General features: G+C 67.9%; 20 protein-coding genes. 13 read left to right on the top strand and 7 right to left on the bottom strand.

Going from position 1 to position 25,534, the window contains the following annotated elements:
* The first annotated feature begins 59 nt into the window (after positions 1–59).
* The 11 genes from DQG17_RS19435 to DQG17_RS19385 all read left to right on the top strand — a co-directional run bounded on the left by DQG17_RS19435 (position 60) and on the right by DQG17_RS19385 (position 12,515).
* The gene (locus DQG17_RS19435; protein ID WP_116134531.1) at positions 60–989 is read left to right on the top strand and encodes a DUF1403 family protein; all 930 of its coding nucleotides are present in this window, start codon (positions 60–62) and stop codon (positions 987–989) included.
* 2 nt (positions 990–991) lie between these two features.
* Positions 992–1,600 (top strand): SMC-Scp complex subunit ScpB, encoded by a 609-nt coding sequence (locus DQG17_RS19430; protein WP_116134530.1) that lies wholly within the window; start codon positions 992–994, stop codon positions 1,598–1,600.
* A gap of 125 nt (positions 1,601–1,725) precedes the next feature.
* Positions 1,726–3,591 (top strand): ATP-binding protein, encoded by a 1,866-nt coding sequence (locus DQG17_RS19425; protein ID WP_198666212.1) that lies wholly within the window; start codon positions 1,726–1,728, stop codon positions 3,589–3,591.
* The gene (locus tag DQG17_RS19420) at positions 3,588–4,919 is read left to right on the top strand and encodes a sigma-54 dependent transcriptional regulator (RefSeq protein ID WP_116134528.1); all 1,332 of its coding nucleotides are present in this window, start codon (positions 3,588–3,590) and stop codon (positions 4,917–4,919) included. The genes DQG17_RS19425 and DQG17_RS19420 overlap by 4 nt, the downstream gene beginning before the upstream one ends.
* A gap of 226 nt (positions 4,920–5,145) precedes the next feature.
* Entirely contained in the window at positions 5,146–6,156 is a 1,011-nt protein-coding gene (locus DQG17_RS19415) for a TRAP transporter substrate-binding protein (protein ID WP_116134527.1), read from the top strand.
* 134 nt (positions 6,157–6,290) lie between these two features.
* Positions 6,291–6,917 carry a TRAP transporter small permease gene (locus DQG17_RS19410; RefSeq protein WP_116134526.1) on the top strand — a complete coding sequence of 209 codons (627 nt, stop codon included), beginning with the start codon at positions 6,291–6,293 and terminating at the stop codon, positions 6,915–6,917.
* Between the two features lie 3 nt (positions 6,918–6,920).
* Entirely contained in the window at positions 6,921–8,354 is a 1,434-nt protein-coding gene (locus DQG17_RS19405; protein ID WP_116134525.1) for a TRAP transporter large permease, read from the top strand.
* A 190-nt stretch (positions 8,355–8,544) separates the two neighbouring features.
* Positions 8,545–9,444, top strand: coding sequence for an NAD(P)-dependent oxidoreductase (locus tag DQG17_RS19400; RefSeq protein ID WP_116134524.1), 900 nt, complete (start codon positions 8,545–8,547; stop codon positions 9,442–9,444).
* Positions 9,441–10,340: an NAD(P)-dependent oxidoreductase gene (locus DQG17_RS19395; protein WP_116134523.1), complete on the top strand. Its 900-nt coding sequence runs from the start codon at positions 9,441–9,443 to the stop codon at positions 10,338–10,340. Before DQG17_RS19400 ends, DQG17_RS19395 begins: the two co-directional genes overlap by 4 nt.
* Before the next feature lie 130 nt (positions 10,341–10,470).
* A complete protein-coding gene (locus DQG17_RS19390) occupies positions 10,471–11,214 on the top strand; it encodes an alpha/beta fold hydrolase (RefSeq protein ID WP_116134522.1) in 744 nt (247 codons plus the stop codon).
* Entirely contained in the window at positions 11,211–12,515 is a 1,305-nt protein-coding gene (locus DQG17_RS19385) for a glycoside hydrolase family 15 protein (RefSeq protein ID WP_157973691.1), read from the top strand. The genes DQG17_RS19390 and DQG17_RS19385 overlap by 4 nt, the downstream gene beginning before the upstream one ends.
* Here DQG17_RS19385 and DQG17_RS19380 read toward each other — a convergent pair.
* The 5 genes from DQG17_RS19380 to DQG17_RS19360 form a co-directional block, all read right to left on the bottom strand.
* Positions 12,491–13,756: a glucoamylase family protein gene (locus DQG17_RS19380; RefSeq protein ID WP_116134520.1), complete on the bottom strand. Its 1,266-nt coding sequence runs from the start codon at positions 13,754–13,756 to the stop codon at positions 12,491–12,493. The genes DQG17_RS19385 and DQG17_RS19380 overlap by 25 nt on opposite strands.
* Positions 13,744–15,987 carry a glycoside hydrolase family 3 N-terminal domain-containing protein gene (locus DQG17_RS19375; protein WP_198666211.1) on the bottom strand — a complete coding sequence of 748 codons (2,244 nt, stop codon included), beginning with the start codon at positions 15,985–15,987 and terminating at the stop codon, positions 13,744–13,746. Before DQG17_RS19375 ends, DQG17_RS19380 begins: the two co-directional genes overlap by 13 nt.
* A 48-nt stretch (positions 15,988–16,035) precedes the next feature.
* Positions 16,036–17,961, bottom strand: coding sequence for an ATP-binding cassette domain-containing protein (locus DQG17_RS19370; protein ID WP_116134518.1), 1,926 nt, complete (start codon positions 17,959–17,961; stop codon positions 16,036–16,038).
* Between the two features lie 316 nt (positions 17,962–18,277).
* Complete coding sequence (locus DQG17_RS19365) at positions 18,278–19,135, bottom strand: alpha/beta fold hydrolase (protein ID WP_116134517.1); 858 nt, start codon at positions 19,133–19,135, stop codon at positions 18,278–18,280.
* Positions 19,132–19,515: a hypothetical protein gene (locus DQG17_RS19360; protein ID WP_116134516.1), complete on the bottom strand. Its 384-nt coding sequence runs from the start codon at positions 19,513–19,515 to the stop codon at positions 19,132–19,134. The genes DQG17_RS19365 and DQG17_RS19360 overlap by 4 nt, the downstream gene beginning before the upstream one ends.
* A 235-nt stretch (positions 19,516–19,750) precedes the next feature.
* Between DQG17_RS19360 and DQG17_RS19355 the strand changes: the two genes are divergently transcribed.
* A complete protein-coding gene (locus tag DQG17_RS19355) occupies positions 19,751–20,626 on the top strand; it encodes a dioxygenase (RefSeq protein WP_116134515.1) in 876 nt (291 codons plus the stop codon).
* A 94-nt stretch (positions 20,627–20,720) separates the two neighbouring features.
* Positions 20,721–21,632, top strand: coding sequence for a LysR family transcriptional regulator (locus tag DQG17_RS19350; protein ID WP_116134621.1), 912 nt, complete (start codon positions 20,721–20,723; stop codon positions 21,630–21,632).
* Positions 21,633–21,657: 25 nt separating this feature from the next.
* Here DQG17_RS19350 and DQG17_RS19345 read toward each other — a convergent pair whose 3' ends face one another.
* On the bottom strand, positions 21,658–22,809 hold the full coding sequence (locus tag DQG17_RS19345) for a muconate/chloromuconate family cycloisomerase (RefSeq protein ID WP_116134514.1): 1,152 nt from the start codon (positions 22,807–22,809) through the stop codon (positions 21,658–21,660).
* Positions 22,810–22,962: 153 nt separating this feature from the next.
* Entirely contained in the window at positions 22,963–25,476 is a 2,514-nt protein-coding gene (locus DQG17_RS19340) for a cation:proton antiporter (protein ID WP_116134513.1), read from the bottom strand.
* Between the last annotated feature and the right edge of the window lie 58 nt (positions 25,477–25,534).

Here is a 25,534-nt window from a genome sequence, read left to right as displayed (position 1 = left end):
GCGGCGGTTTGATGGCTTGAGCATAGACGAAAGCGCCGCAAGCCGCTAGGATTTCGGCCATGATCCAGAACCGGTCCATCCCGCTCGACGACACCGCACTCGATGCCAGGGCGCCCGGCTGGATTGCGCCCGGATCGGCGGCCGACGGGCTGGAAGCGCTTGCCTTCCGCTCCGGCGCTGCACTCGCGGCGCTGCACCCCTGGGTCGCCACGGCGCGGAGCGACCTGCCACAGGCGCTGCTGCGCGACCGGCTGGCGCTGGCCGCGGCCGAGGCCTGCGTCCGGCACGCCGGCCGGTCCGAACGCATCGCAGAGCTGCGCGACGAGATCCATCTGCTGCGGCCGGGCGAGACGCCGGGACCGGCGGGCACGATCTTTGCGCTCTGGCGCCGGGCGGTCGGCCTGCCGCTGCGCGGCGACTGGACGGCGCGGATGGCCGAGATCCTGCCCGACCACCTGACGGGGGCAATGGACGGGCTGACGGCAACGGCGGACGGCCCGGTCGCCGCGGCGGCGGCAATGCTCGAAACGGTGCTGGCCGATCACCCGCGGGAGGAGGCGGCAGCGCTGATCCTTGCCGACGCGGTGCTGGCCCGGGCGCTTGGCTGGCCACAGATCGTGCCGCTGCTGGGCACCGGGCTGCCACGCCGGGCGCTGCGCGCGGGCGGCGAGGGGCTGCGGACGGAATGTCACCGCGCGGTCGCGGCCGCGGCGCTGGCGGCCTGCCGCACGGCCGCGGATCTCGCCCGCCGCGCGGCGGGCCTGGCCCGGGTCGAACCGAAGCTGCGCGCCAAGGGCTCGGCCGCGGCGGTGCTGCTGTTTCTGACCGAGGATGCGGTTTCGCCCTCGGTCGCGCTGTCGCCGATCATCCGCGGCAGTGCGTTGCGGATGACCGACCGCGCGGCGCGGCGGCTTTGCGACCGTCTGGTCGAGCTTGGCGTGGTGCGCGAGCTGACCGGACGGCCCAGCTTTCGGCTTTACGGGTTGTGAGCATGGCGCGGAACCGACCGACCGGGGATCTCGACCGCGAGCTTGCCGACCTGCCGCAGGGCCTGCGCTGGCGCGAATGGATGCGCCGGATCGAGGCGGTGCTGTTTGCCGCCCCCCGGCCGGTGCCGCGCGAGGATCTGGCGCGGGTGGTGGGGCAGGGCGCCAATGTCGATTTGCTGGTCGAGGATCTGCGCGCCGACCTGGCCGAGCGGCCCTATGAGGTGGTGGCCGTCGCGGACGGCTGGATGTTTCGCACCCGCCCCGCCTATGCCGCCGCGATCCACGCCGCGGCGGCGGGCGAGGGGCAGGGGCTCGATCTGTCCGAGTTCGACGCCGCGGTGCTGGCCGCCATCGCCTGGAACCAGCCGATCACCCGTGCAGCCCTGGCCGAAATCTTCGGCCGCGAGGTCGGCCGCGACCTGATCGGCCGGCTGCGCGAGCGCGATCTGATCGCCGCAGGCCCGCGCAGCCCCAGACCCGGCGCCCCCTATACCTTTGTCACCACCGACGCCTTTCTTGCCGCCTTCGATCTGCAATCCCTGCGCGACCTGCCCGACCGCGAGGTGATCGAGGATGCCGGGCTGGCAGCCCCCCCGGGCACCGGGGGCTAAGCCTGTCGCTACGGGCGGCAACTACCGCGGGGCCACGCCCGAACCTGACTATGGCCTCGCCCATCCGCCGATGTCATGATGGCGCATCGTGCAAGGGGGGAACGTCGCAGGGGGGGGTGGCGCGCATGCAATATGTCCGGCCAAAGACCGCGACCCGGCCCCGTCTTGCGCTGGCCGCACTCACCGCGCTTGGCCTGATCCTTGCCGGGCTGTTCGGCTATGCCACGCTGTCGCGCCAGTACCGCAGCGAACTGGTCGAGAAGGGCAACGAGTCGCTTGCGCTCAGCGCCGAGATGGTGCGGTCCTGGCTTGACCGCTACCGCGTGCTTGCGCCGATCTATGCCCACGATCCCCGCCTTGCCGCGGCCCTTTGGGACCCGACCGACCCCGATGCCATCGCCGCGCTGAACAGCGAGCTCGAGATCTGGAACGCCGCGGCGGGCACCGCCGACACCTATGTCATGGACGCCGCGGGCACGACCATCGCCGCCTCGAACTGGTCCGACCCGGACAGCTTCGTCGGCCAGAACTTTGCCTTCCGGCCCTATTTCGAGGATGCCATCGGCGGGCAGCTTGGCCGGTTCTTCGGCCTTGGCACCACCTCGGGCGAGCGCGGATATTATTTTGCGGCGCCGGTGCGCGGCGAGGCCGGCACGCTTGGCGTCGTGGCGGTGAAGGTGCCCGTGACCGGGATGGAGCAGGACCTGCGGCTTGGCACCAACCAGGTCTTTGTCAGCGATCGGGCGGGCGTCGTGATCCTGTCGGGCAACCCGGTGCTGCGGCTGACCGCGCTTGGCGAGATCCCGAACGGCGACCGCGACCGGATCGAACAGACGCGGCAGTTCGATCTGACCCGGATCACGCCTGTGCCGATCACCGCCGCCGGATCCTGGCTGCGCGGGGCGCATCCGGTTGTGTCCGCACCCGCCGACCGGTCGGGCGAGCGGCGGGGCGAGTTCCTGCACCTCACCCGGCCCATGCTGGCCGAGGGCTGGACCCTGCACATGCTGGTCGACATCGCGCCGATCCGCACCCAGCTGACCTCGGCGGCCTTTGTCGCGGCGGCGGGCGTTCTGACGGTGGCGGCCCTGCTCGCGCTGCTCGGGCAGCGCCGCCGCCGGCTGATGGAGCGCCTGCACGACCGCGAGCGCGCGCAGCTGCTGCTGGAACGCCGGGTTGCCGAACGCACCGCCGATCTGAGTGCCGCAAACCTGCGGCTTCTGGACGAGGTCGCCGAACGCAAGGCCGCCGAGGCCAGCCTGCGGCAGGCCCAGGCCGAGCTGGTCCAGGCCGGCAAGCTGGCCGCGCTTGGCCAGATGTCGGCCGCCCTCAGCCACGAGTTCAACCAGCCGCTGACCGCCGTGCGCACCTATTCCGAGAACGCCATCGCCTTTATCGAGGCGGGATCGGGCGACAAGGCGCGCGAAAACCTCGCCCGCGTGCTGCGCCTGACCGAACGCATGGCCCAGCTGTCCAAACATCTGATCCGCTTTGCCCGCCGCTCGGACGGCAAGGTCGACCCCGTGGCGCTGAGCGATGCCTTCGCCGAGACGCTGACGCTGCTGCAGGGGCGGATCGAACGGGCCGAGGCCGAGGTCGCGATCACGGGTGCCGAGGGTGTCCGGGTGCTGGGCGGGCAGGTGCGGCTGCAACATGTCTTCATGAACCTCGTCGGCAACACGCTCGATGCCGTGCCGCCAGACACCCGGCCCCGGATCGACATTGCGGTGACTGCGGACGGGGACCGCGTGAGCATCACCTTCGACGACAATGGCCCGGGCATTCCGCCCGATGTGCTGCCGCGGATCTTCGATCCGTTCTTCACCACCAAGGATGTCGGCAAGGGGCTGGGGCTTGGCCTGTCGATCAGCTTCAACATCGTCACCGATTTCGGCGGCACCATGCGCGCCGAAAACCGGACAGAGGGCGGTGCGCGGTTCGTGATCGTGCTGCGCAAGGCGGACGCGGGCGCGCGGGAGGCCGCGGAATGACCCGCTGCGAGGTGATCCTTGTCGATGACGAGGAGGACATCCGCCTGTCGGTGCAGCAATCGCTGGAACTGAAGGGCTTTGACGTGACCGCATTCGCCCGGGCCGACCGGGCGCTCGACCGGCTGGGGCGGGATTTTCCGGGGGTTCTGGTCTCGGACATCCGGATGCCGCGGATGGACGGCATCCAGCTTCTCGATGCGGTGATGGAGATCGACCCGGACCAGCCCGTCATCCTTGTCACCGGCAACGGCGACGTGCCGATGGCGGTCGCAGCACTGGCCAAGGGCGCCTATGACTTCATCGAAAAGCCGTTCTCGACCGACCGGCTGGCGCAATCGATCGCGCGGGCGGCCGAGCGGCGGCGCATGGCGCTGGAACTGCGGGTGCTGCGGGCAGCCCCCACCCCCGACGATCCGCTGGAGGCGATGCTGCACGGCCGGTCGCCCGCCATGATCGAGCTGCGCGGCCGGATCCGCACCGTGGCCGCGACCGACCTTGACGTGCTGATCGTGGGCGAGACCGGGACCGGCAAGGAGCTGGTGGCGCGCGCGCTGCACCAGCTGTCGGACCGCGCCGCCAAACCCTTTGTCACCGTCAACCTTGCTGCGCTGCCCGCCGATCATGCCGAGGCAGAGCTGTTCGGCCATGTCGCCGGCGCCTTTCATGGCGCGCTGCGCGCCCGCACCGGGCGGCTTGAACATGCCCGCGGCGGCACCGTCTATCTCGACGAGATCGGCTCGGCACCGCTCGGGCTGCAGGTAAAGCTTTTGCGCGTCCTCGAAGACCGCGCCATCGAACCGCTCGGCGCCAGCGACCGCGTGCAGCTTGACGTGCGGTTCGTCGCCTCGACCCGCGAGGGGCTGGAGACGCTGGTGGCGCAGGGCCGGTTCCGCGACGACCTGCTCTATCGCGTCAACCCGGTCACGCTGCATCTGCCGCCGCTGCGTGCCCGGCCGGGCGATGCGCCGCGGCTGTTCCAGGTGTTCGCGACCGAGGCCGCCCGCCGCTATGGCCGCCCGCCCCCCGAGATCCCGCCCGACCGTCTGCTGGCCATTGCGGCGCAGGACTGGCCCGGCAACCTGCGCGAGCTGAAGAACGCCGCCGACCGCCACGTTCTGGGGATCGAGACCGACACCGCCCCGGCGGGCGAGGCCGGGCTTGGCCTTGTCGAACGGGTCAACCGGTTCGAGCGCGATGTCATCATCGCCACCCTTGCCGCCAACGAAGGCAGCCTGAAGGCGACCTACGAATCGCTCGGTCTGGCGCGCAAGACGCTTTATGAGAAAATGCAGAAACACGGGCTGCGGCGCGAAGATTTCGGCGACTGAGCCCGGCGCGCGCCCGCGCCTGTCCCCGTTTCCACCCACGTCCCGGCGGCCTGCGGGTGGAAACGGAAACCTCGCGTCCCTCTGACCCAAAACAATTTCGCATGTCGGACTTGCACAGGTTGCAAGGCTGACCCCCCGGATGGTTTCTGCCCCCCAGACCCGCCGCAGTCGCCGCGTCAGCGGACGGAAGGCGGGCACAACGACCAACCTGAACCGGAGGATTTCCATGAACATTCGTCCCATTCTCGCCGCTGGCGTCAGCCTGCTTGCCCTTTCCGCCGCGCCGGTGCTTGCCGCCTGCGACGACGGCGAGATCTTGATCAAGTTCGCCCACGTCACCAATGCCGACAAACACCCCAAGGGGATTGCCGCGCAGCTGTTCGCCGACCGCGTCAACACCGAGATGGACGGCATTGCCTGCGTCGAGGTGTTCCCGAACTCGACGCTTTATGACGACGACAAGGTGCTCGAGGCGATGCTGCTGGGCGATGTGCAGATGGCCGCGCCCTCGCTGTCGAAATTCGAGACCTTCACCAAGAAGCTGCGGCTTTACGATCTGCCGTTCGTCTTTGCCGACATGCCCGCCGTCGACCGGTTCCAGAATTCCGAACAGGGGCAGGCGCTGCTCGATTCGATGCAGCGCAAGGGGCTGCAGGGGCTGGCCTATTGGCATTCGGGGATGAAACAGCTTTCGGCCGACCGGCCGCTGCTGGTGCCCGCCGACGCCAAGGGGCTGAAGTTCCGCATCCAGCAATCCGACGTGCTGCAGGCGCAGTTCGAGGCGATCGACGCCAACCCGCAGAAGATGGCGTTCTCGGAGGTCTATGGCGCGCTGCAGACCGGCGTGGTCGACGGGCAGGAAAACACCTGGTCGAACATCTATGGCCAGAAGTTCTTCGAGGTGCAGGACGGCACCACCGAAACCAACCACGGCGTGCTCGACTATATGGTCGTGGTGTCGACCGACTGGTGGGAGGGCCTGCCCGACGACGTGCGCGCCCAGATCAAGACGATCATGGACGAGGTCACGGCCGAGCGGAACGCCGCCGTGGTCGAGGTCGAGGAGGGATCGAAACAGGCGATCATCGCGACCGGCTCGGAAGTGCGCACCCTGACGCCCGAGCAGCGCGCCGAATGGGTCGATGCGATGAAGCCGGTGTGGGCGCAGTTCTCCGACCAGATCGGCGAAGAGGTGATCGAGGCCGCGGTTTCCTTCAACGAGACGCCGACGAACTGAGCGCCCTTTCCGGCGCTCGGCCAGCCGGTCGGCCCTGTCGGGCCGGCCGGTCGCAAGCCCGCCGTCTGGCCACCGCAGGTCTGCCCCCTGGCCCCGCGATCCTGACCCGACACCCAACCCAAAGGATTTCCCAGATGTCCAACAAGCCGAAGACGGCCGTGGGACGGGTCGTCAACGAGATCGAGGAGACGCTGATTGCCCTCCTCCTCGGGCTCATGACGCTCATCACCTTCGCCAATGTCGTCGCGCGCTATGTCTTCAACGCCAATGTCCTGTGGGCACTGGAGGCCACGGTCTTCCTGTTCGCCTGGCTGGTGCTGATCGGCGCCTCTTATGTCGTCAAGATCTATGGCCACCTCGGCGTCGATGCCATGGTCAACATGACCGGTCCCGGCACCCGGCGGATCCTGACCGTGATCTCGGGGCTGCTCTGCATCCTGTTCTCGGTGCTGCTGCTGATCGGCTCCTGGCAATACTGGTCGCCCTTCATCGGCAAGCAGGCCTGGTACGAGGTCAACGACATCGTGATGCCGAACTGGCTGCGCTTCATCGAGCCGATCCTGAACGAGGGCGAGGCCTACGAGAAGCTGCCGCGCTTCATCCCCTATGCCGCGCTGCCGCTTGGCATGGCGCTGATGACCTTCCGCTTTTGCCAGGTGACCTGGGAGGTGTGGCGTGGCCGCGCCGGCCTGCTGATCGCCAGCCACGAGGTCGAGGAAATGATCGAAGAAGCCGCCATCGGCCGGCATCTGGAGGACTGACCCATGGATATCGTGCTTCTGTTCGCGCTGATCATCGGCATGATGCTGATCGGCGTTCCCATCGCGGTCAGCCTCGGGCTGTCGTCGATCCTGTTCATGCTGGCGTTTTCCGACACCTCGCTCGGCGCCATCGCCCAGCAGTTGTTCAACGCCTTCTCGGGCCACTACACGCTGCTCGCGATCCCGTTCTTCATCCTCGCCTCGACCTTCATGTCTACCGGCGGGGTGGCGCAGCGGATCATCCGCTTTGCCATCGCCTGCGTCGGCCACTTCCGCGGCGGGCTTGCCATGGCCGCGGTCTTTGCCTGCATGATGTTCGCAGCCCTTTCGGGATCCTCGCCCGCGACCGTCGTCGCCATCGGTTCGATCTGTATCGTCGGCATGCGCCAGGTCGGCTATTCCAAGGAATTCGCCGCCGGGGTCATCTGCAACGCGGGCACGCTCGGCATCCTGATCCCGCCCTCGATCGTCATGGTGGTCTATGCGGCCTCGGTCGACGTCTCGGTCGGGCGGATGTTTCTGGCCGGTGTCATTCCGGGGCTGCTGGCCGGTGTGATGCTGATGATCGGCATCTATATTGCGGCGCGGGTCAAGAACCTGCCGTCGCAACCCTGGGCCGGCTGGGGCGAGGTCTTTACCGCCGCCCGCGAGGCCGGCTGGGGCCTGTTCCTGATCGTCATCATCCTGGGCGGGATCTATGGCGGGGTCTTCACGCCGACCGAAGCCGCCGCCGTCGCCGCGGTCTATTCCTTCTTCATCGCCAACTTCGTCTATCGCGACATGGGGCCGCTTGCCGCGAGCGATCCCTATACCGCGCACCATCCCGACGCCGACGCCGCCAGTTTGAATGCGGCCGCGGTGCCGACCCGGCCGATCCCGCTGATGTCGAAACCATGGGCACTGCTGACCGTGTTCTTTCACCGCGACACCAAGAACGCGCTGTTCGAATCCGGCCGGATCACGATCATGCTGATGTTCATCATCGCCAACGCGCTGATCCTGAAGCATGTGCTGACCGACGAACAGATCCCGCAGGCGATCACCAATGCACTGCTGGGCGCCGGGTTCGGGCCGGTGATGTTCCTGGTCGCTGTGAACATAATTCTGCTTATCGGCGGGCAATTCATGGAGCCCTCGGGCCTGATCGTCATCGTGGCACCGCTGGTGTTTCCGATCGCGCTCGAACTTGGCATCGATCCGATCCATCTGGGCATCATCATGGTGGTCAACATGGAAATCGGGATGATCACGCCGCCGGTCGGTCTGAACCTCTTCGTCACGTCCTCGGTTGCCAGCATGCCGATGATGGACGTGGTGCGCGCGGCCCTGCCATGGCTTGGCATCCTGGTGATCTTCCTGATCATCGTGACCTACGTGCCGGTGATCTCGACCTGGCTGCCGACAACCTTCATGGGGCCGGAACTGATCCTGAAATGATCCCCGGCAATTGACTTCGGCCGGCGCAGGCATCCCCGCCTGCGCCGGCCTTTTGCGTCGGCCGCCGGCCCTGCGCCGGAAGGCGGCCAGGGCTGCGACACGATACGGACTTGCAAGTCCGCGCGCTGCGTCCCACTTCGAACCCTGGCGCCCCGAGGTTTCCGGGCGTTCGGAACCGGAGGAGGACACCATGCGAATCCTGTTCACCGGCGGCTCGGGCAAGGCCGGCCGCCATGTCTGCCGCTATCTGCGCGATCAGGGGCACCGGGTGGTCAATGTCGATCTGACCCCGCTCGACGAGCCCGGCATCGACAACCTGCGCGCCGACATCACCGACGCGGGCGCCATGTTCAACGTGCTGACGAGCTATGCCGGCCTCGACGAGCTTGACGCCGGAACCGGGGTGCAGGGCTATGACGCGGTGGTGCATTTCGCCGCCATCCCGCGGATCCTGATCGCGCCGGATCACGAGACCTTCCGGGTCAACGCGATCGGCACCTACAACGTGATCGAAGCGGCGGTGAAGCTTGGCATCCGCAAGATCGTCTTTGCCTCGTCCGAGACCACCTATGGCGTCTGCTTTGCCGACGGCAGGGTCGACCCCCACAGCCTGCCCGTCGAAGAGGATTACGATGTCGACCCGATGGACAGCTATGGGCTGAGCAAGGTCGTCAACGAAAAGACCGCGCGCACCTTCCAGCGCCGCTCGGGCGCCGACATCTATGGGCTGCGCATCGGCAACGTGATCGAGCCCGACGAATACCGCACCCTGTTCCCAGGTTTCTTCGCCGATCCGGAGCAGCGGCGGCGCAACCTGTTTTGCTATATCGACGCCCGCGATCTGGGCCAGATCGTCGATCTGTGCCTGAAGACGGACGGCCTTGGCTTCCAGATCTTCAACGCCGGCAACGATACCAACGGCATGAACCTGCCCACCGCCGAGATCCTCGCGCGGTTCTTCCCCGGCGTGCCGGTGACGCGCGATCTGGCCGAGAACGAGGCGCTGTTCTCGAACCGCAAGATCCGCGATATGCTGGGCTTCCGCGAGGAACACGACTGGCGGGCCTATGTGCCAAAGGAGGCGCAATGACAAAACCCGTCGTCGGTTTCATCGGTGTCGGCCTGATGGGGCACGGCATGGCGCGCAACATCCTCGCGGCCGGCTATCCGCTGGTCGTCGTGGCCCACCGCAACCGCGGCCCGGTCGAGGACCTGATCGCGCGCGGCGCGACCGAGGCTGGCACGGTCGCAGAGCTCGCCTCGCAGGCCGAGGTCATTCATATCTGCGTCTCGGGCAGCCCGCAGGTCGAGGCGGTGATCCGCGGCACGGACGGGATCGCGGCCAATGCCGCACCGGGCAGCATCGTCATCGACTGCTCGACCTCGAACCCGGTCAGCACGCTTGAACTGTCGGCCGAGCTTGCCCTGCGCGACATCGCGCTGGCCGACGCGCCGCTTGGCCGGACCCCGAAAGAGGCGCTGGCGGGCACGCTCGACACCATGGTCGGTGCCGACCCCGAGACTTATGCCCGGATCGAGCCGATCCTGCAGACCTGGGCGGGCAATATCGTTCATCTCGGCCCGGTCGGATCGGGCCACAAGATGAAGCTTGTCAACAACTTCATCTCGCTCGGCTATGGCGCGCTCTATGCCGAGGCGCTGGCGATCGCGCGCAAATCCGGGCTGAGCGTCGAGCAGTTCCATTCGGTCATCGGCACCAGCCGGATGCGCAACGGGTTCTACGACACCTTCATGAAGTGGTCGCTCGAACGCGACGAGAACGCCCACCGTTTCTCCATCGCCAATGCCCACAAGGACATGCGCTATCTCACCGCCCTTTCGATGGACGTGGGCGCGGTGAACCCGGTGCAATCGGCGGTCCGCAACAGTCTGGCGGCGATGGAGGCCGCGGGTCAGGGCGAGAAATACCTGCCGATGCTCGCAGATTTCGTGGCCGCCGCCAACGGATTGCCCGAGAAGGACTAGGCCCCGCGCCCGCCCGGACCCCGGCCCGCGACATTCCCGCCGCATGTGCCTGACGGGCGGCGCAGGCTACATCTGTCTGCAAAATCCATGCCGCCATGGCCGGCCGATCCGATGCGACGAAGGAACAGACATGCCCGGACCTGACACCCCCTGGACCGAAACCGCCACGCGCGAGGCGGTGCCCGGCCCCGATTGCGCCATCCCGGTCCTGATCGCCTGCCGCGCCGCGGGTCCCCGCGGCACCGTCCTTCTGATTCACGGCCGCGACGGCGCCCCCGATCAGGTGCAGATCGCCGAAATCGCATTGGCCTATCTGGCCCGCGGCTGGCGGGTCGTGGCGCCGGAACTGCCGTTTTCCGCGGCCCTCCCCCATCTTGGCCCGCGCGAGCGGCTGACCATGGCCAACCACCTTGCCGCCGCGGCCGCGGTGCGGGACTGGGCTGTCGCGCGCTTTCCCGGCGAGCGGCTGGCGCTGGCCGGGCACAGCCTTGGCGGCTATGCCGGGGCGCGGCTGGCGGGCGAGGGCTTGCATCATCTGCTGGCGGTCTCGCCGGTGCTGTCGGGCCGGATGCTGCTGGCCGCGCGGATCGCCATGGGCCCCGACGCGGTCGCGGTGATGGAGCGCGAGGCGCCGCAGTTCCGCGCCGAGATGGAGGCCGAGGATGCCGCCCCCGACCTTGCCCGGCTGGAAGCACCCGTCGCCGTGGTGACCGGATCGGCCGATGGCATCGTGCCGCTGGCCCATGCGCAGCGCTATTTCGCGACCGCCCCGAATGCCCGGTTCTTTGCCGCCCTTCCCGATGTCCACCATTGCCCCGCCGGACCCGAGTGCGCCGCGGCGTTGGCGATGGCGCTGAGCCTGTTGCAGGCATGATCGCCCCCTCGCCCGACTGGCTTGCGGCGCGCAGGCTCGGGGCGGCGAGGGCGCTGCGGCGCGCCACCTCGGCGACCGGCCTCGCCCGCCATCGCGCTGGCTTTGGCTGGACGGTCGTGCCAGCCCCCGGATCGATCCTTGCCTCGACCCGGACAGCCTCCTGGGACCCAGAGCCCGACTATTTCCACCACTGGATCCGCGACGCTGCCATCGCGCTCCGCGCCGTGCCCGCGGCGATTGCGGCGGACCCCGAGGCGCGCGGCTTCTGGACCCGGGCCGTGGCCGACCATATCCGGTTCTCGCTGGCGATCTCGGATCCGGACCGCGCCGGCCCCGCGACCAACCCGCTGGCCGCCACCGCGACGCCCGAATTCAGGAAATTCCTGCGTCCCGACGCCGAACTGGCCGCCCTTGGCGGCTCCGCCTGGCTGGAGGAACCGCGCTGCGCGCCCGATGGCGGACCCGACCTCGAACAATGGGGCCGGCCGCAGGATGACGGCCCGGCGCTGCGCGCCTCGGCCCTGATGGGGTTGCTCGACGAGATGCCGGAGCTTGCCGGCGACGGGACCGGGACCGAGGCGCTGATCGCCCGCGATCTGGCCCATGTCACCGCCGTGGCCGGCCGCCCCTGCATCGGGCCGTGGGAGGAATCGCCGCCGCGGCGGACCACCTTCACCCTGATCGTGGAATGGGATGCGCTGACCCGTGGTGCCGCGCGCAGCAGCGGAGCCGACGCGGCCGCGATGCTGGCCGCGGCCGACCGGGTCGCGGGCCTGATCGACGAGGCAGAAGACAGGGCAACCGGCGTCTGGCGCGAAAGCATCGAGGCCCCCGCCGGGCATCTCGACAGCGCGACGATCCTTGCCGTCCTTCATGCCGACCGCCGCGATGGCCGCTTCGCCCTTGACGCCCCGCAGACCCGTGCCACGGCGGCTGCGCTCGAAGCGATCTTCGCCACGCTCTATCCGCTCAACGCGGGCCGCGCCGCCCCGGCCATGGGGCGCTGGCGCGAGGATGTCTATTTCGGCGGCAATCCCTGGCTGCCGGTGACGCTGGGCTTTGCCGAACTCAGCTATCGCATCGCGGCGCAAAGGCAGGACCCTGCCGCTTTCGCCAAGGCCGAGGACTGGATGGCCTGGGTCGAGGCTGTGGCGCCCGAAGGCGACGACCTGCCCGAGCAGATCGACCGCAAGACCGGTGCCCCCGCCGCCTGCCTCGCGCTCACCTGGTCGGCGGCAGCCTTCCTGGGCGCCGCCACCGCGCGCGACGCCGCGGTTCAGGCGCTGGCGTCGCCAAGGTAGGGCGCACGAAATCCCAGCCGCCGCAGGCCGCGCTGCATCTCTGGCCGGTTCGAGACCAGCCGCCAGATCAGGCCCGAGCGGTGGTTTTCCAGCCCGATGACAATCGGCGCCTGGTCGATGGCAAGCCGGCTTTCCGCAACCCAGTCATGGGCCGGGCTGAAGGCATCAATGAACCCCGCCTCGCCCCAGATCCGGTCGCCCAGATCGTCGTGAAGGTGGCGCAGCACCGGCATCGCCTCCTCCGGCGCATAGGGGAAGGAGCTCAGCGCCGCAGTCGGAGTGATGACGCCCAGATCCTCGGTCGGCGAATGGGCGGCATAGCCCCCGGGCGTGTCGCTGGCGGTCAGTCCCCAGCAGTCGGGCCCATAGCCCGCCCAGCCATGCGGGTTCACCAGACAATGATAGCGGTTGATCAACGCATGGGCGCGGGCCTGAACCCCGTAATCGGCATAGGCATCGATCAGCCCGCGCGGGTCGAGCCCGAGGAACGGGTATTGCGACAGAAACAGCGGCCCGCCCCAGTCCGGGCCAAGCGGCAGCGTGATGCCACCATAGTCACGACCATTGCGGAACGCCGGCGCCTGCGCCCAGCTTTCGTGATAGACCTCGGGCGGCAAGGGGTGGGTTTTCGACCCCGCACCCAGGATGAAGACCGCCATCGCCTCGTTCCAGCCACGGATCGGCAACGCGGTGTCGGGCCAGGGGCGGCCGCGCTTGTGGTGCCACATCACCTCGCGCCCCGCCCGGATGTGGGCGGCCCAGTCGACGGCATCGAACAGCGCCTCGATCCTTGCGCCGATCTCGGGCGCTTCGGTGAAATAGGACGCAGCGCCCAGCAGGCCGGTCATCAGGAACGCGGTCTCGACCAGATCGCCGCCGTCGTCGCCGTCGTTGCCCGCCATGAAGGGCAGAAGATGCCCGGTGGTGCCGTTCATGAAATGCGGGAACACGCCATCGAAGCGGTCGGCCTGTTCGAGGAACCCGACCAGCCGCTCCAGCCGGTCGAGGATCTCGCGCCGCGGCCGCCAGCCGCGCTCGGCCGCGACGATCTGGGCCAGAACGCCAAAGCCGGTGCCGCCGATGCAGACCGTTTCCTCGACGTCATAGCCAAAGGCGCCGGCGCTGCGTTCGCGCGCCATGCCGCTGACCGGATGGCTCCAGTCAAGGAAGTAACTGGCGCTCGCCTCGGCAATGCGGTCGCGCAGGGCGGCATCGTCAAGGCCGCGTTTCACGCCTGCCATGTCAGCTCCAGCATCTGGGTGTCACGGCTGTTGGGGCCGACATGGACCCGGACGAGGCCCGGGTCCCAGACCCATTCGGCGGTCTCGAGCGAGGGCGCCACCGGATAGCGCGCCATCTCGGCATCGATCACGAATTCGATTGCCCGGGTCTCGCCCGGTGCCAGCGAGACCTGCTGGAAATCGACGAGGAAGCGGCCGGGCCGGGTGGTCCGCGCCACCGGGTCCGACAGGTATAGCTGGGGCGTCTCGACCGCGGGCCGGTCGCCCTCGTTGGTGATCTCGACCGTCAGGCGCACGCTCTCGCCCAGTCGAGCCTTGGTCGCCGACAGCCGCGGCGGGCCATAGCGCACCGGGGCATAGCCGAGGCCGAAGCCGAAGGGAAAGCGTTGCAGATCGTCGGCGAGATCGAGCCAGCCGGTGCGGAACTTGGCGAAATGGCCCGGAAACGGCCGCCCCGTCGGTTCCTCGGCATAGGACAGCGGCACCTCGCCCGGGGCCGCAGGCAGCGTCGCCGCCAGCCGCCCCGAGGGTTCGTCGACCCCGAACAGCAGATCGGCGACGCCTTCGGGCCCCGCGATGCCGTTGTGCCAGGCAAACATCAGCGCGTCGGCCTGGTTCGGGATATGGCCCATCGCCAGCGGGCGGCCGGCGAAGACGACGATCACCAGCGGCGTGCCGGTTTCGGCAAGGGCTGCCACCAGCCGGCGCTGCGGCGCTGGCAGGTCGGGCGACAGCCGCGAGGAGGATTCGCCGGCCTGTTCCTTGGCCTCGCCCACCGCCACGATCACGACCTCGGAGGCGCGGGCCAGCGCGACCGCCTCGGCCAGCATCTCGGCCTCGGGCCGCTCATCGGGCTCCACGGTGACGCCATGCACGTTGGTGCGCGCGACAAGCCATTGTTCCTCGACGATATTCGACCCGAACGCCGTGGCGGGCATGTGCCCTGTCAGGGCGGCGATGGCCTGATCGAGCGGCACCACATCCTCGGCCCGGCCCGAAACCGACCAGGTCCCCAGAAGATTGGCGCGGTCGGCCCCCAGCGGGCCGATCAGCGCCACCTGCGCATTGCGGCGCAAGGGCAGCACGCCATTGTTCTTCAGCAGCACGGCGGCGGCGGCGGCGGCCTTGCGCGCGAGCTTGCGGCCCGCGGCCGGCGAGGGCGCAGCGGGCCGGCCGGTCAGGCCCCGGAACGGATCGTCGAGCAGCCCGAGGTCGGCCTTGAATCGCAGCACCCGCCGGCAGGCCCGGTCGATCAGCGCGACGATCTCGCCGGCCGAAAAGCTGACCGCGCAATCGGGGGCATCGATCCCGCGTGCGGCAAGCGCCGGCAGTTCGGCAAGGTAATCCTCGCCCACCATGTCCATGTCGATACCCGCGTGCAGCGCGCGTGCAACCGCCACCGGCGCCGGCCCCATGCCGTGGTCGATCAATTCGCGCACGCCGGTGTAGTCCGAGACGACAAGCCCCTCGAACCCGGTCCTGCTGCGCAGCCAGCCCTCGATCAGCGGTTCGTTGCAATGCATCGGCAGCTTGTTGACGGCGTTGAACGCGGCCATGACACTGGCCGCCCCGGCCCTGACCCCGGCCGCGAAGGGCGGCAGATAGGTGCCAAGCAGATCCTCCCAGGCAAGGCTGGCGTTGTCGTAATCCCGGCCGCTCGCGGTCGCGCCATAGGCCACGAAATGCTTCAGGCAGGCCGCGACCCGGCCCGGCGCCGAAATCTGCGCCCCCTGAAAGCCGCGGGTCATGGCGACGGCAACGCGGGAGGCGAGATAGGGATCCTCGCCCGGGGATTCGGCCACCCTGCCCCAGCGCGGATCGCGGGCGATGTCGATCATCGGCGCATAGACCTGATGCAGGCCCTCGGCCGCGGCCTCGGCGGCGGCGAAGGCGGCGGTCTCCTCGATCAGCGCCATGTTCCAGCTGCAGGCAAGCGCGATCGGCAGCGGAAACACCGTGCGGTGGCCATGGATCACGTCCTCGGCAAAGAACAGCGGGATCTTCAGCCGCGATCCGGCCAGCGCGCGTTCCTGCATCGAGCGTGCCGAGGCCAGCGACTTGGTGCCGAAAATCGCGCCGATCCGGCCGGTATCGAGCCGCCGTGTCAGGGTGTTGTCGCCGGCAATCCCGGTGGCGATCCCCTCGCCCGCGGCCAGCAGGTTCAATTGTCCGATCTTTTCGTCCAACGTCATGCGCCCGAGCAGGCGGTCGACGGCGTCTGGCGTGTTCATCTGCGATCCCATGTGCAACCCGGAGCGAGGCGCGCGTGGCCCCTGCGGTTACTCGGCCGCGACACGGACCGCGGCGAACACCGGCGGCTTGACCGGACGCAGGTGACCCACCTTGGCGCTGATGTCGAGCACAGCGTTGTAGAAGGGCATCCCGTCAGGATCATGCGGCACGCTATCGCCGTGAAGCACCGCAAGGACGGCGGCATCGGGCAACCCCTCGCACAGGGCCAGATGGAAGTCCACGACCGCATTGACGTCGAGCGCCGAGGTCGCCTCGTCGAGCAGCACGATGTCGGGCTTCATCAGCAGGATACGGGCCAGCACCAGACGCTGCTTCTGCCCGCCGGACAGGACATTGCGCCAGTTCTTGCCCTGATAGAGGTCGTCTTCGAGCGCCCGGATGAACTCGCCCAGACCGACGCGCGACAGCACATGGGCGACCGAGATGTCGTCGTGGGTCTCGGGGTGGTCGGGGTAGCTGACCAGCGCCTTCAGCGTCATGCGGTCGGGCAGGTCGGGTTCCTGCCCGGCAAAGAACAACCGCGCGCCATCGGCCATCGCGACCTTGCCGTCGCCATAGGGCCACAGCCCCGCCACGGCCTTCAGCAGGCTGCTTTTGCCACAGCCGTTCTGGCCGCGCAGATAGACCCGGTCGCCGGCGGCCAGCACCAGCCGCGGGACATGCAGGAAGGCCGGCGCGTCGTGGCCGCGGTGGCGCAGCGCGAGGCCCTCGACCTTGAGCGCCGAGCCATCGGCAACGCCGGCCCGGTCAAAGCGGCTGACGCCGGTCTCGGCGTAGAACGCCTTGCGGTCGCGGACCCGTTCGACCGCCTGTGCCAGTTCCATCAACCGGTCGGCATGGGCCTTCAGCATGGCAATCGACGGCATGACATTGATGAACCACGAGACGTCGTTGATCAGCTCGGCGGTCAGTTCGCTGCTGGCCGCGAAGGTGCGAAAGCTCATGTGACCGGCCATGAAGGCGGGCAGCGCCGGCATATAGGCCAGCAGCCGGCTGGAGAGAAAGTTGTAGACGTCGGTGAACATCAACATCCCGGCGTTGACCTTGTTCTGGCGTCCCCAGACATTGTTCACATCGGCATAGAGGCGGCGGTTGATGCGGCGCTGCGCCCGTTCGCCATGCGAGGAGGCAAGCTGGCTGACCCGGTTCAGCAACACGCCCCATTCGCCCCGCCATGCGCCGTCGCGGCGCTGCCGTTCCAGGTTCAGCCGTTCGAGGACCCGGCCAAGCAACCAGGCGCAGAAGGTTATCGTGGGCACATAGATCGCAACCATCGCGCCGACCAGAAACACGGTGCCGAGATGTCCGGGCACAAGATCGATGCGCCCGGCAAGGCCCGGGCCGACAAGCTGCGCCAACAGATCGTTCGCCGCCGCGCCCCAGCGGTCCAGAAACGGCACCGGCTGGCTGCGTTCGATCAGCGCGCGCGACACGAACCAGATCGAGGCAATCGCCCCCCAAAGCCCCATGGCAAGGCCGATGATGCCGCCGTAAAGCCCGACCGAGCATTCGTCGATCCGCTGGTCGATGGCATCGGGCATCCTGGGCGAGCCGCCCGCGTCCGAGCGGTCGCTCATCAGGTCGAGCGCGATGCGCTCGTCTGCCAAGATCTGGCGGTCGAAGCGGTCGACCAGCCAGGCGCGCGCCCGGCGGTGGAGTGTGGAGGACACGAAGTGGCGCAGCGCGACGCCGCCACTGCGGGCGACAAAGATCGCGACATAGGCCGCGGCCGCCATCAGCACCACACGCACCGGATCGACGCCCGCATCGGCGCGGTGAAAGCCTGCAAGCGAGGCGAGGAAGTCGGCACTCGCGGTTGCGGTCCAGACCGACGCCTTGCTGAGAACGGTTGTCATGGCAAAAATGATCGCCGTAAGCGTCCAGGCTTCACGCCAGCGCTCGGACAGCCAATAGGAAGCCACGAGGCCCCAGAATTTCTCCAAGTCCTTCACAATAATTCTCGCTCGCCCCGTCGGCGCATACCTTACCCGTTGACGGCCACGAAGAATCGAAGCCGGCTTCGGACGGACGCCGAATCATTTTTGTCAAGCTGGAACGTACTACTGCTCGCTCGTAACCAGCCCTGTGGGAAAGCATCGGCGAAATTTCGCTCGCAGTCCACACACAATGTCCTGACGGACGTCTGCGACGTTAGGTCAGGCAAAAGTGTGCGGAGAATGTCACCCTCGGGTCTGCGCAGCGGGGCGCGGCGGGGCCAGCGATCAGGGCCGGCCTCGCGGTGGGGCGGCGGCGGGCGGAAACGACGGTTCAGGCCGCCGAAGCGCTGCTTTCGGGCATCTTTGCCAGCGCCTCGACGAAGAACGGGCGAAAACCCGCGGGATGTTCGCTCATCGGGAAATGGCCGAGTTGGTCCATGACGGCCAGCGTCGCGCCCGGGATCGCCCCGGCGGTGCGCCGTGCGTCCTCGGGGGTGCAGGTCAGATCATAGGCGCCGACGATGATGTGAACGGGCGTGCGCGCCGTGTCGATCTGGCCGAGCCGCCCGATCAGGCTGTCATCCCCGGTGTAAAAGCTCAGATCGCCGCGGAACACGCCGGGGCCACTTGACATGAACATCCACAGCGTGTTCCAGCGCTCGGCCTCGGGCGCGTAGGGCGAGATATTGGCCGAGACCAGCGCCGCCCCCATCTCGCCGCCATGGGCGTCGGGGCGGTGAAACCAGTCGATGTCGTACCACGCGGGCTGGAAATCCGACGCCTCGATGGCGATGAATCCCGAAAAGGCCGCGGGGTGCAACGCGGCAAGCTGCAGCGCGATCCGCCCGCCCATCGAACAGCCCGCCAGCACCGGCCGGTCGAGCCCGAGGGCCTTGGCCACCGCCAGCACGGTCGCGACATAGGTCTCGGTCGTCAGCAGGTATTCCTCGGTCTCGAAACCCTCGGGCGGCAGCGATTTGCCGTGCCAGGGCATGTCGAAGGCGATCAGCCGGTTCTCGGCCGTGATCGCGGCGTCGTTCATCAGGTGCCGCCACTGGCGGGTGTCGGCCCCCGCGGTGTGCAGGCACAGCACCGGCCGGCCCTGCCCGGCCTCTTCGAAATAGATCCTCTGCGGGGTGCCCGCGATGTCGACACCGACATAGCGGCCGATAATGGGCTCGATGCTCATGCTCTGGCCTCCACTCCAGAGGGGCGCGGCAAGGCCATGAACTCCTTGAAGAACCGCAGGTTCTTGACCAGCACCAGAATGTCGCCCGAAATCTGCGCGCGGCCGAGTTTTACCAGCCCGAAGATGTCGTGAAATCCGGGGCGCGGCAGCGGCTGCCAGAATTCGTCCAGCGCCGCGGCATCGGTGATGAGGCCAAAGCGATAGGGCGTCTTGCGGCTTGGCCCCGGCATCACCTGAACCAGCCGTCCCTTGTCAAAGCTCAGATAATATTCGTCTCCGTCGACACTCAGAAGCACGGTTTCCGAAAAAAGCCGCCCCAGACGCTGCAGATGCGGCGTCTCGTTCAGGCGCGCCTGCATCCCTTGAAGTCGTTCGAACATTGCCCCTCCGGCTGGCACCCGCGATGGCGGCAGGATGCGCCGCCAGGGCGGCCGCGCTCAATGTCGCTGTCGGTATCGTCCGATACCCTTTGCCGGGCCCGCCCGCGCGCCGGGTTTGAGTATCGAGAGATACCATAAAGTGCATTGGTTCGATGCCTGCCTTGCGCGAAATTGGCGCCAGTGCGCTGTGGCGGCACGGGAGATGCCCCGCAGCAGTCTTCTGGGAGGAGAAGCAATGCCCAACGTAACCCTCGAGAACGTCACCGACGTCGTCATCGCCTCGCTTGGCGAAAGCGGCGCAATCGACGATCGTCAGCGCGAGATCATGACCTCGCTGATCCGGCACCTGCACGGTTTCTGCAAGGACGTGAAGCTGCAGCATGGCGAGTTTCTGGCCGCCTGCGATTATCTCGCCCGTGCCGGCCAGACCTGTTCGGACAAGCGTCAGGAGTTCATCCTGCTCGGCGACATCCTCGGCGTCGAGGTTCTGGTCGACATGCTGACCAACGTGGTCGAAGGCCCCGAAAGCGTCAGCACCGTGCTCGGCCCGTTCTATCGCGACAACCCGCCGGTCCTGCCCCATGGCGCCTCGACGGTGCAAAAGCATTTCGATGACGAGGAGACCGTCTATTTCGAGGGCGTCGTGCGCGACACCGCCGGCAATCCGCTTGCCGGCGTCACGCTCGACGTGTGGGAGGATGCGCCGAACGGGCTTTACGAAAACCACGACCCCGACCAGCCCGAATACAACCTCCGTGGCCGGTTCGAGACCGATGCCGAGGGGCGCTATGCCTTCCGCGCGCTGCGCCCGGTGCCCTATCCGATCCCCGACAACGAGACCGCGGGCGAATTGCTGCGCTTTATGGGCCATCACCCGAACCGCCCCGGCCACATGCACTTCATCCTCAGCAAGGATGGCTTCCGGCCGCTGATCAGCCAGGTCTATGATTCAAGCAGCGCGTGGCTCGACAACGACTCGGTCTTTGCGGTCAAGGACAGCCTTGTCGCCGAATTCCAGAAGGCGCCGGACGAGATGCACGACGACCTTTATGTGAAATTCGATTTCGTGCTGAAGGAAAAGGCCGCCGCCGCGTCGATGGCCGCCGAATAGCGACAGCGCGCCTTGCGGCGCGACGGGCTTCCGGGGCACCCCGGGGGCCCTTCTTCTTTGGCGGCTCTTCCCCTAGCCTGCAGGCATGGCCGAGATGAACCTCAAGCAGCTCAAGTATTTCATGGCCGTGGCCGAGGAACTGCATTTCGGCCGCGCCGCCGAACGGCTGGGGATCGCGCAGCCGCCGCTGTCGCGCCAGATCATGCAGCTCGAGGCCGAGATCGGCGCGACGCTGTTCAACCGCGGCCGCAGCGCGATCACCCTGACCCAGGCGGGCGAGCGGTTGCAGACCCGCGGCAAGACCATCCTCGATCTGATCGCCGATACAAGGCTCGAGGTACGCCGCATCGGACAGGGCGCCGAGGGCCGGCTGCGGATCGGCTTTGTCGGGTCATCGACCTATGGCATCCTGCCCAACATCATCAAATCGTTCCGCGCCCATTATCCGCAGATCTCGCTCAGCCTCTTGCCGATGAACAATGCCCAGTTGCACCGGATGCTGATCAGCCGCGAGATCGACGTGGCCTTTGCCCGCCCTGCCCTGCAGGATGCCGACCTGGCCAGGCTGAAGCTGCGCGACGAGCCGCTGGTGCTGGCCGCGCCCGACACGTTCGACACCGGCAACCGCCGCCACGTGACACTGGCCGCCCTGCGGGACGCGGCCTTCATCCTCTATCCCGAATATCCCCGGCCGAGCTATGCCGATCTGGTGCTGGGGCTCTGCGAGGCGCAGGGGATGAGCGTTCAGAACCGGGTCTTCACCATGGATCTGCAAACCGCGCTGAGCCTTGTCGCGATTGGCGAGGGCGTCTGCGTGGTGCCTGAATCGGTCGGGACGGCACAGCGCCACGGCATCCGGTTTCTGCCCTTCGAACCGGCGCTTGGCACCACCGAGCTGTCGATCAACCACCGGATCGACGAACAGGGCGTGCATGTGCGCAATTTCGTCAAGATGGCCCAGACGGTCGCACGCAGCCTTCTGGACGACCGCGGCACGCAGGGCTGAGCCGGGTCGCGACCCGCAGGGTTGTTCAGCCGTTGGTCACGGACAGCCGCACCGGCTTGACCCGGTCGCGGCAGAAATGCGCGACCTTGTCCTCGTCGAGCGCGACGCCAAGGCCCGGGCCTTCGGGCAGGTGGACCTGAAAATCGGCATATCGCAGCGGGGTCGCCAGGATCTCGTCCTTGAACAGCAGCGGGCCGAACAGTTCGGTACCCCAGCGCATCTTTTCGACGGTCGAGAACAGATGCAGCGCCGCCGCGGTGCCGATGCCCGCCTCCAGCATGGTGCCGCCATAGATCCCGAGGCCCGCGGCCTCGGCAATCGCGATCACGTCGGCGCCACGCTTCAGCCCGCCCGACTGGGCGATCTTGACCGCGAAGGCATCCGCACCCCGGTTGCAGGCAAGCTGCAGCGCATCGACCGGCCCCTGCAGCGCCTCGTCGGCCATCACCGCGATCTCGTAGCCGTCGGTCAGCGCCTTCAACCGGTCGCGCATCCGGGCGTCGATGGGCTGTTCGACCATGGCAACACCGATCTCCTGCAGCCCGGCCAGGCCCCAGCGGGCATCGTGCAGATCCCAGGCCTGATTGACATCGACGGTGATCATGGCGCGATCCCCCACGGCGGCACAGATCCGGGCGACATGGGCAATGTCCTCGCGCACCGCGCGCTTGCCGATCTTCAGCTTGAACTGGCGGTGGCGGCGGCGCGCCAGCATGTCTTCGGCCTCGGCGATGTCATGGTCGGAATTGCCCGAGGCCAGCGTCCAGGCGACATCCATCGCCTCGTGAACCGTGCCGCCGAACAGCGCCGCGACCGGCACGCCGAGCCGCTTGCCAAGTCCGTCCCACAGCGCGATCTCGACCGCGCAGCGGGCGATCGGATTGCCGCGCACCGCCTTTTCGATCAGCGTCCGGACATGGTTGATATTGTCGGCATTACAGCCTTCCAGCAGCGGCGCGATATAGGTGTCGATGGCGGCCTTGATGCTTTCGGGGCTTTCCGCGCCATAGCTCAGGCCGCCGATCGAGGTGCCCTCGCCCAGACCCGTCGAGCCGTCCGAAAACCGGACCTGCACCAGAACGATGGATTGCACCACCATGGTGGTCATCGACAGCACATGGCCGCGAATGGTCGGCAGGTCGATGATCCGGGTCGTGATGCTGTCGATTTTCGTCATGTCCGGCCCCGGAACCCCCTGTGCGTCCGCACCGAAAATGCCCGGCTTCGGGGGGCGCTGTCCAATACCCGCTCGGTCTGAAGCAATACCCGCGGCAGGGTCCGGGCGATCTGCCCTCCCTGCCCGCCTCTGACCCCCGTCGGCACGCCCCGGTCAGGCGGCCTTCGAGTCTTCCTCCAGCAGCATTTCGGGCGCGATGCCGCGCTTTTCGGCGCTGTCGCGCACCGCTTTCTGCAACCTCGGGCTGCGTTTCAGCATGCGGCGAAATCGGGTTTCGTCCAGCACCAGCAGGGTCGAGGGCGCAATCGCCCGCACCACCGCGCGGCGCGGCTTTTGCAGCAGGATCGCCATCTGGCCGAACATCTCGCCGCGTCCCAGCCGCAGGGTCTGGCCCGCGCTTTCCAGCTCGACCGCGCCCGAGGCGATGAAATAGACGCTTTTCGCCGGGCTGTCCTTGCGAAACAGCACCGTGCCTTCGTCGACATAGCGGGTGACAAGCACCCTGCTCAGACGTTTCAGCGCCTCGGCGTCGAAATCGGCGAACAGCGGGAACTGCTGCACCAGCTTGCTGCGCTGCACCCCGAGGTCGAGCTTGGGGCGGCTTTCGGCCTTGGCGCGCCGCGCCGCAATGTCCTGCATCAGCGCGGTATGAAGCTCGGCCCCGACCAGCCCGTCCTCGCGCATGGCCGCATATTCGCGTTCCTCGAGCCTGAGCGCGGTGCGCAGGATGAACCGGCGCTCCAGAACCTCGGCATAGCCGGGGTATTGCAGGCGCAGCCCGTCGACCGCGGTGTCCACCATCTCGATCCGCCGGGCCAGCAGTTCGTGCAGCAGATCGGCAACGCGGCGGCCGTGAATGCGCCGGATCCGGCCGTCGATGAAGCCGTCGAGGTCGCGCAGGGTCAGGCGCTGCGACAGCAGCAGCTCGAAGCGGTCGGCGGTCATCCGCGCCAGCGTCCGCGACAGGCCGAGACGGTTGTGCAGGAACAGCGCCAGCCGGAACGACTGGCCATAGCCGACGCTCTTGCGGGCGGCGCGGGAATAGCCGCTGCGCCCGCCAAGCCGGGTTGCCTCGATCAGGTGGTCGGCATCCGACACCACCTGTTCGGCGATCCGCGCCGAGATCGACCTTTCGCGCACCCGCCGCAGGATATTGTCGCGCTCGGCCCCGGCCAGCACGATCAGACCCAGCGTGATACGGTCGCGGTCGAGGATCTCGCCGCCCTCCTCGGCCGCCTTCACCGCCCCGTCGAGCCGCTCGCCAAAGCGCTTGGCCTCGGCGCGGACGATCTCGTGGGTCAGCTCGTAATTCTCGGCCATCTTCGCGACATCCTCGCGCACGGTCTGCAACGCGACCGCGATGACCTGGTTCGACAGCGCCTGATTGATCGGCGACAGCCGGTCGAGCCCGAGCCACCCGATCACCAGCCGCAGCGTCGTGCCCTGCACGATCAGCGTGAACAGCGTGTATCCGGTGGCCAGGATACCGACCAGACGCTTGACCTCGAGCGGCACCCGGAAGCTTTCGGTGACCGCCAGCGCCAGCGCCAGCGTCACCGCCCCGCGAAGCCCGCCCCAGAGGATCGCGGTGCGATAGGGCCGCTCCACCACGGGCGACAGCTTCAGCGCCGACAGCAATGGCATCAGCCCGAACAGGATCACCGCCCGCGCGGCGGTGGCGGCGACAATCACGACCGCGATCAGCGCGAAATCCTCGACCCGCACCGCCTCCAGCAGGCGCGGGATCAGCAGCGCGGCAAGGATAAAGATCAGCGCCCCCGCCCAATGCGCCAGCAGCCCCCAGACCTCGGTCATGTTCACCCAGGCCTGCGGCGCCAGCCGCCCGGGCCAGATCAGGTTCAGCGTCATCCCCGCGGCCACCACCGCAATCACCCCCGAGGCGCCGACGAGTTGTTCGGATCCGATATAGGCCAGATAGGGCAGCGCGACCGAGACCGAGATCTGCGCCATCTCATAGCGCGAGAACAGCGCCATGATCCCCGCCGCGATCCGCGCCGCAACCCAGCCCGACAGCGCGCCGCCGACGATCAGAAAGGGAAACCGCGGCAGCGAATCGCCCAGCGTCGGGTCGGGCACGCCCAGCATCACATAGCCCATGAACATCCCGAACAGCGCGATGGCCGCGGCGTCGTTCAGCAGGCTTTCGCCCTCGATGATCCGCGCCAGCCGCCGCGGCGCCGAGATCGAGCGGAAGATGCTGACCACGGCCGAGGGATCGGTGGTCGAGACGATGGCGCCGATCAGCAGGCACGCGGCCAGCGGCAGCGTGCTGACAAAGGACAGCGCAAAGCCCACCGACAGCGTGGCAACCACGACCGCGACGATGGCCAGAACAAGGATCGGCACCCAGTCGTCCAGCATCCGGCGCAGGTTCATCCCCAGCGTCGCCTGAAACAGCAACGTCGGCAGGAAGACATAGAGGAAGACGTTCGACCGGATCGGCAGGCTGACGATGGCCGCCGCCACCGGGTCGAGCGCATTGGTCAGCGTGGTGCGCAGGATCACCGTCGCGCCCGCGGCGATCAGGATGCCCAGAACGGCCAGAATCACGCCATAGGGCAGCCGCAAACGCGCCGCCAGCGGTTCGGCCGCGCCAATGACAAGAAACAGCGACGCGATGATCGCGGTGATAAGCATGATGTCCATGCCTGTCTGATACCCGGCATTTCGGCGGCAGGAAATGACAAGCAGACGATTGGACGGA

The organism is Tropicimonas sp. IMCC34043, assembly GCF_003390845.1.
GTDB lineage: Bacteria > Pseudomonadota > Alphaproteobacteria > Rhodobacterales > Rhodobacteraceae > Tropicimonas.
The sequence above is the reverse complement of the archived record's forward strand: the minus strand, read 5'-3'. Positions and strand labels throughout refer to the sequence as shown.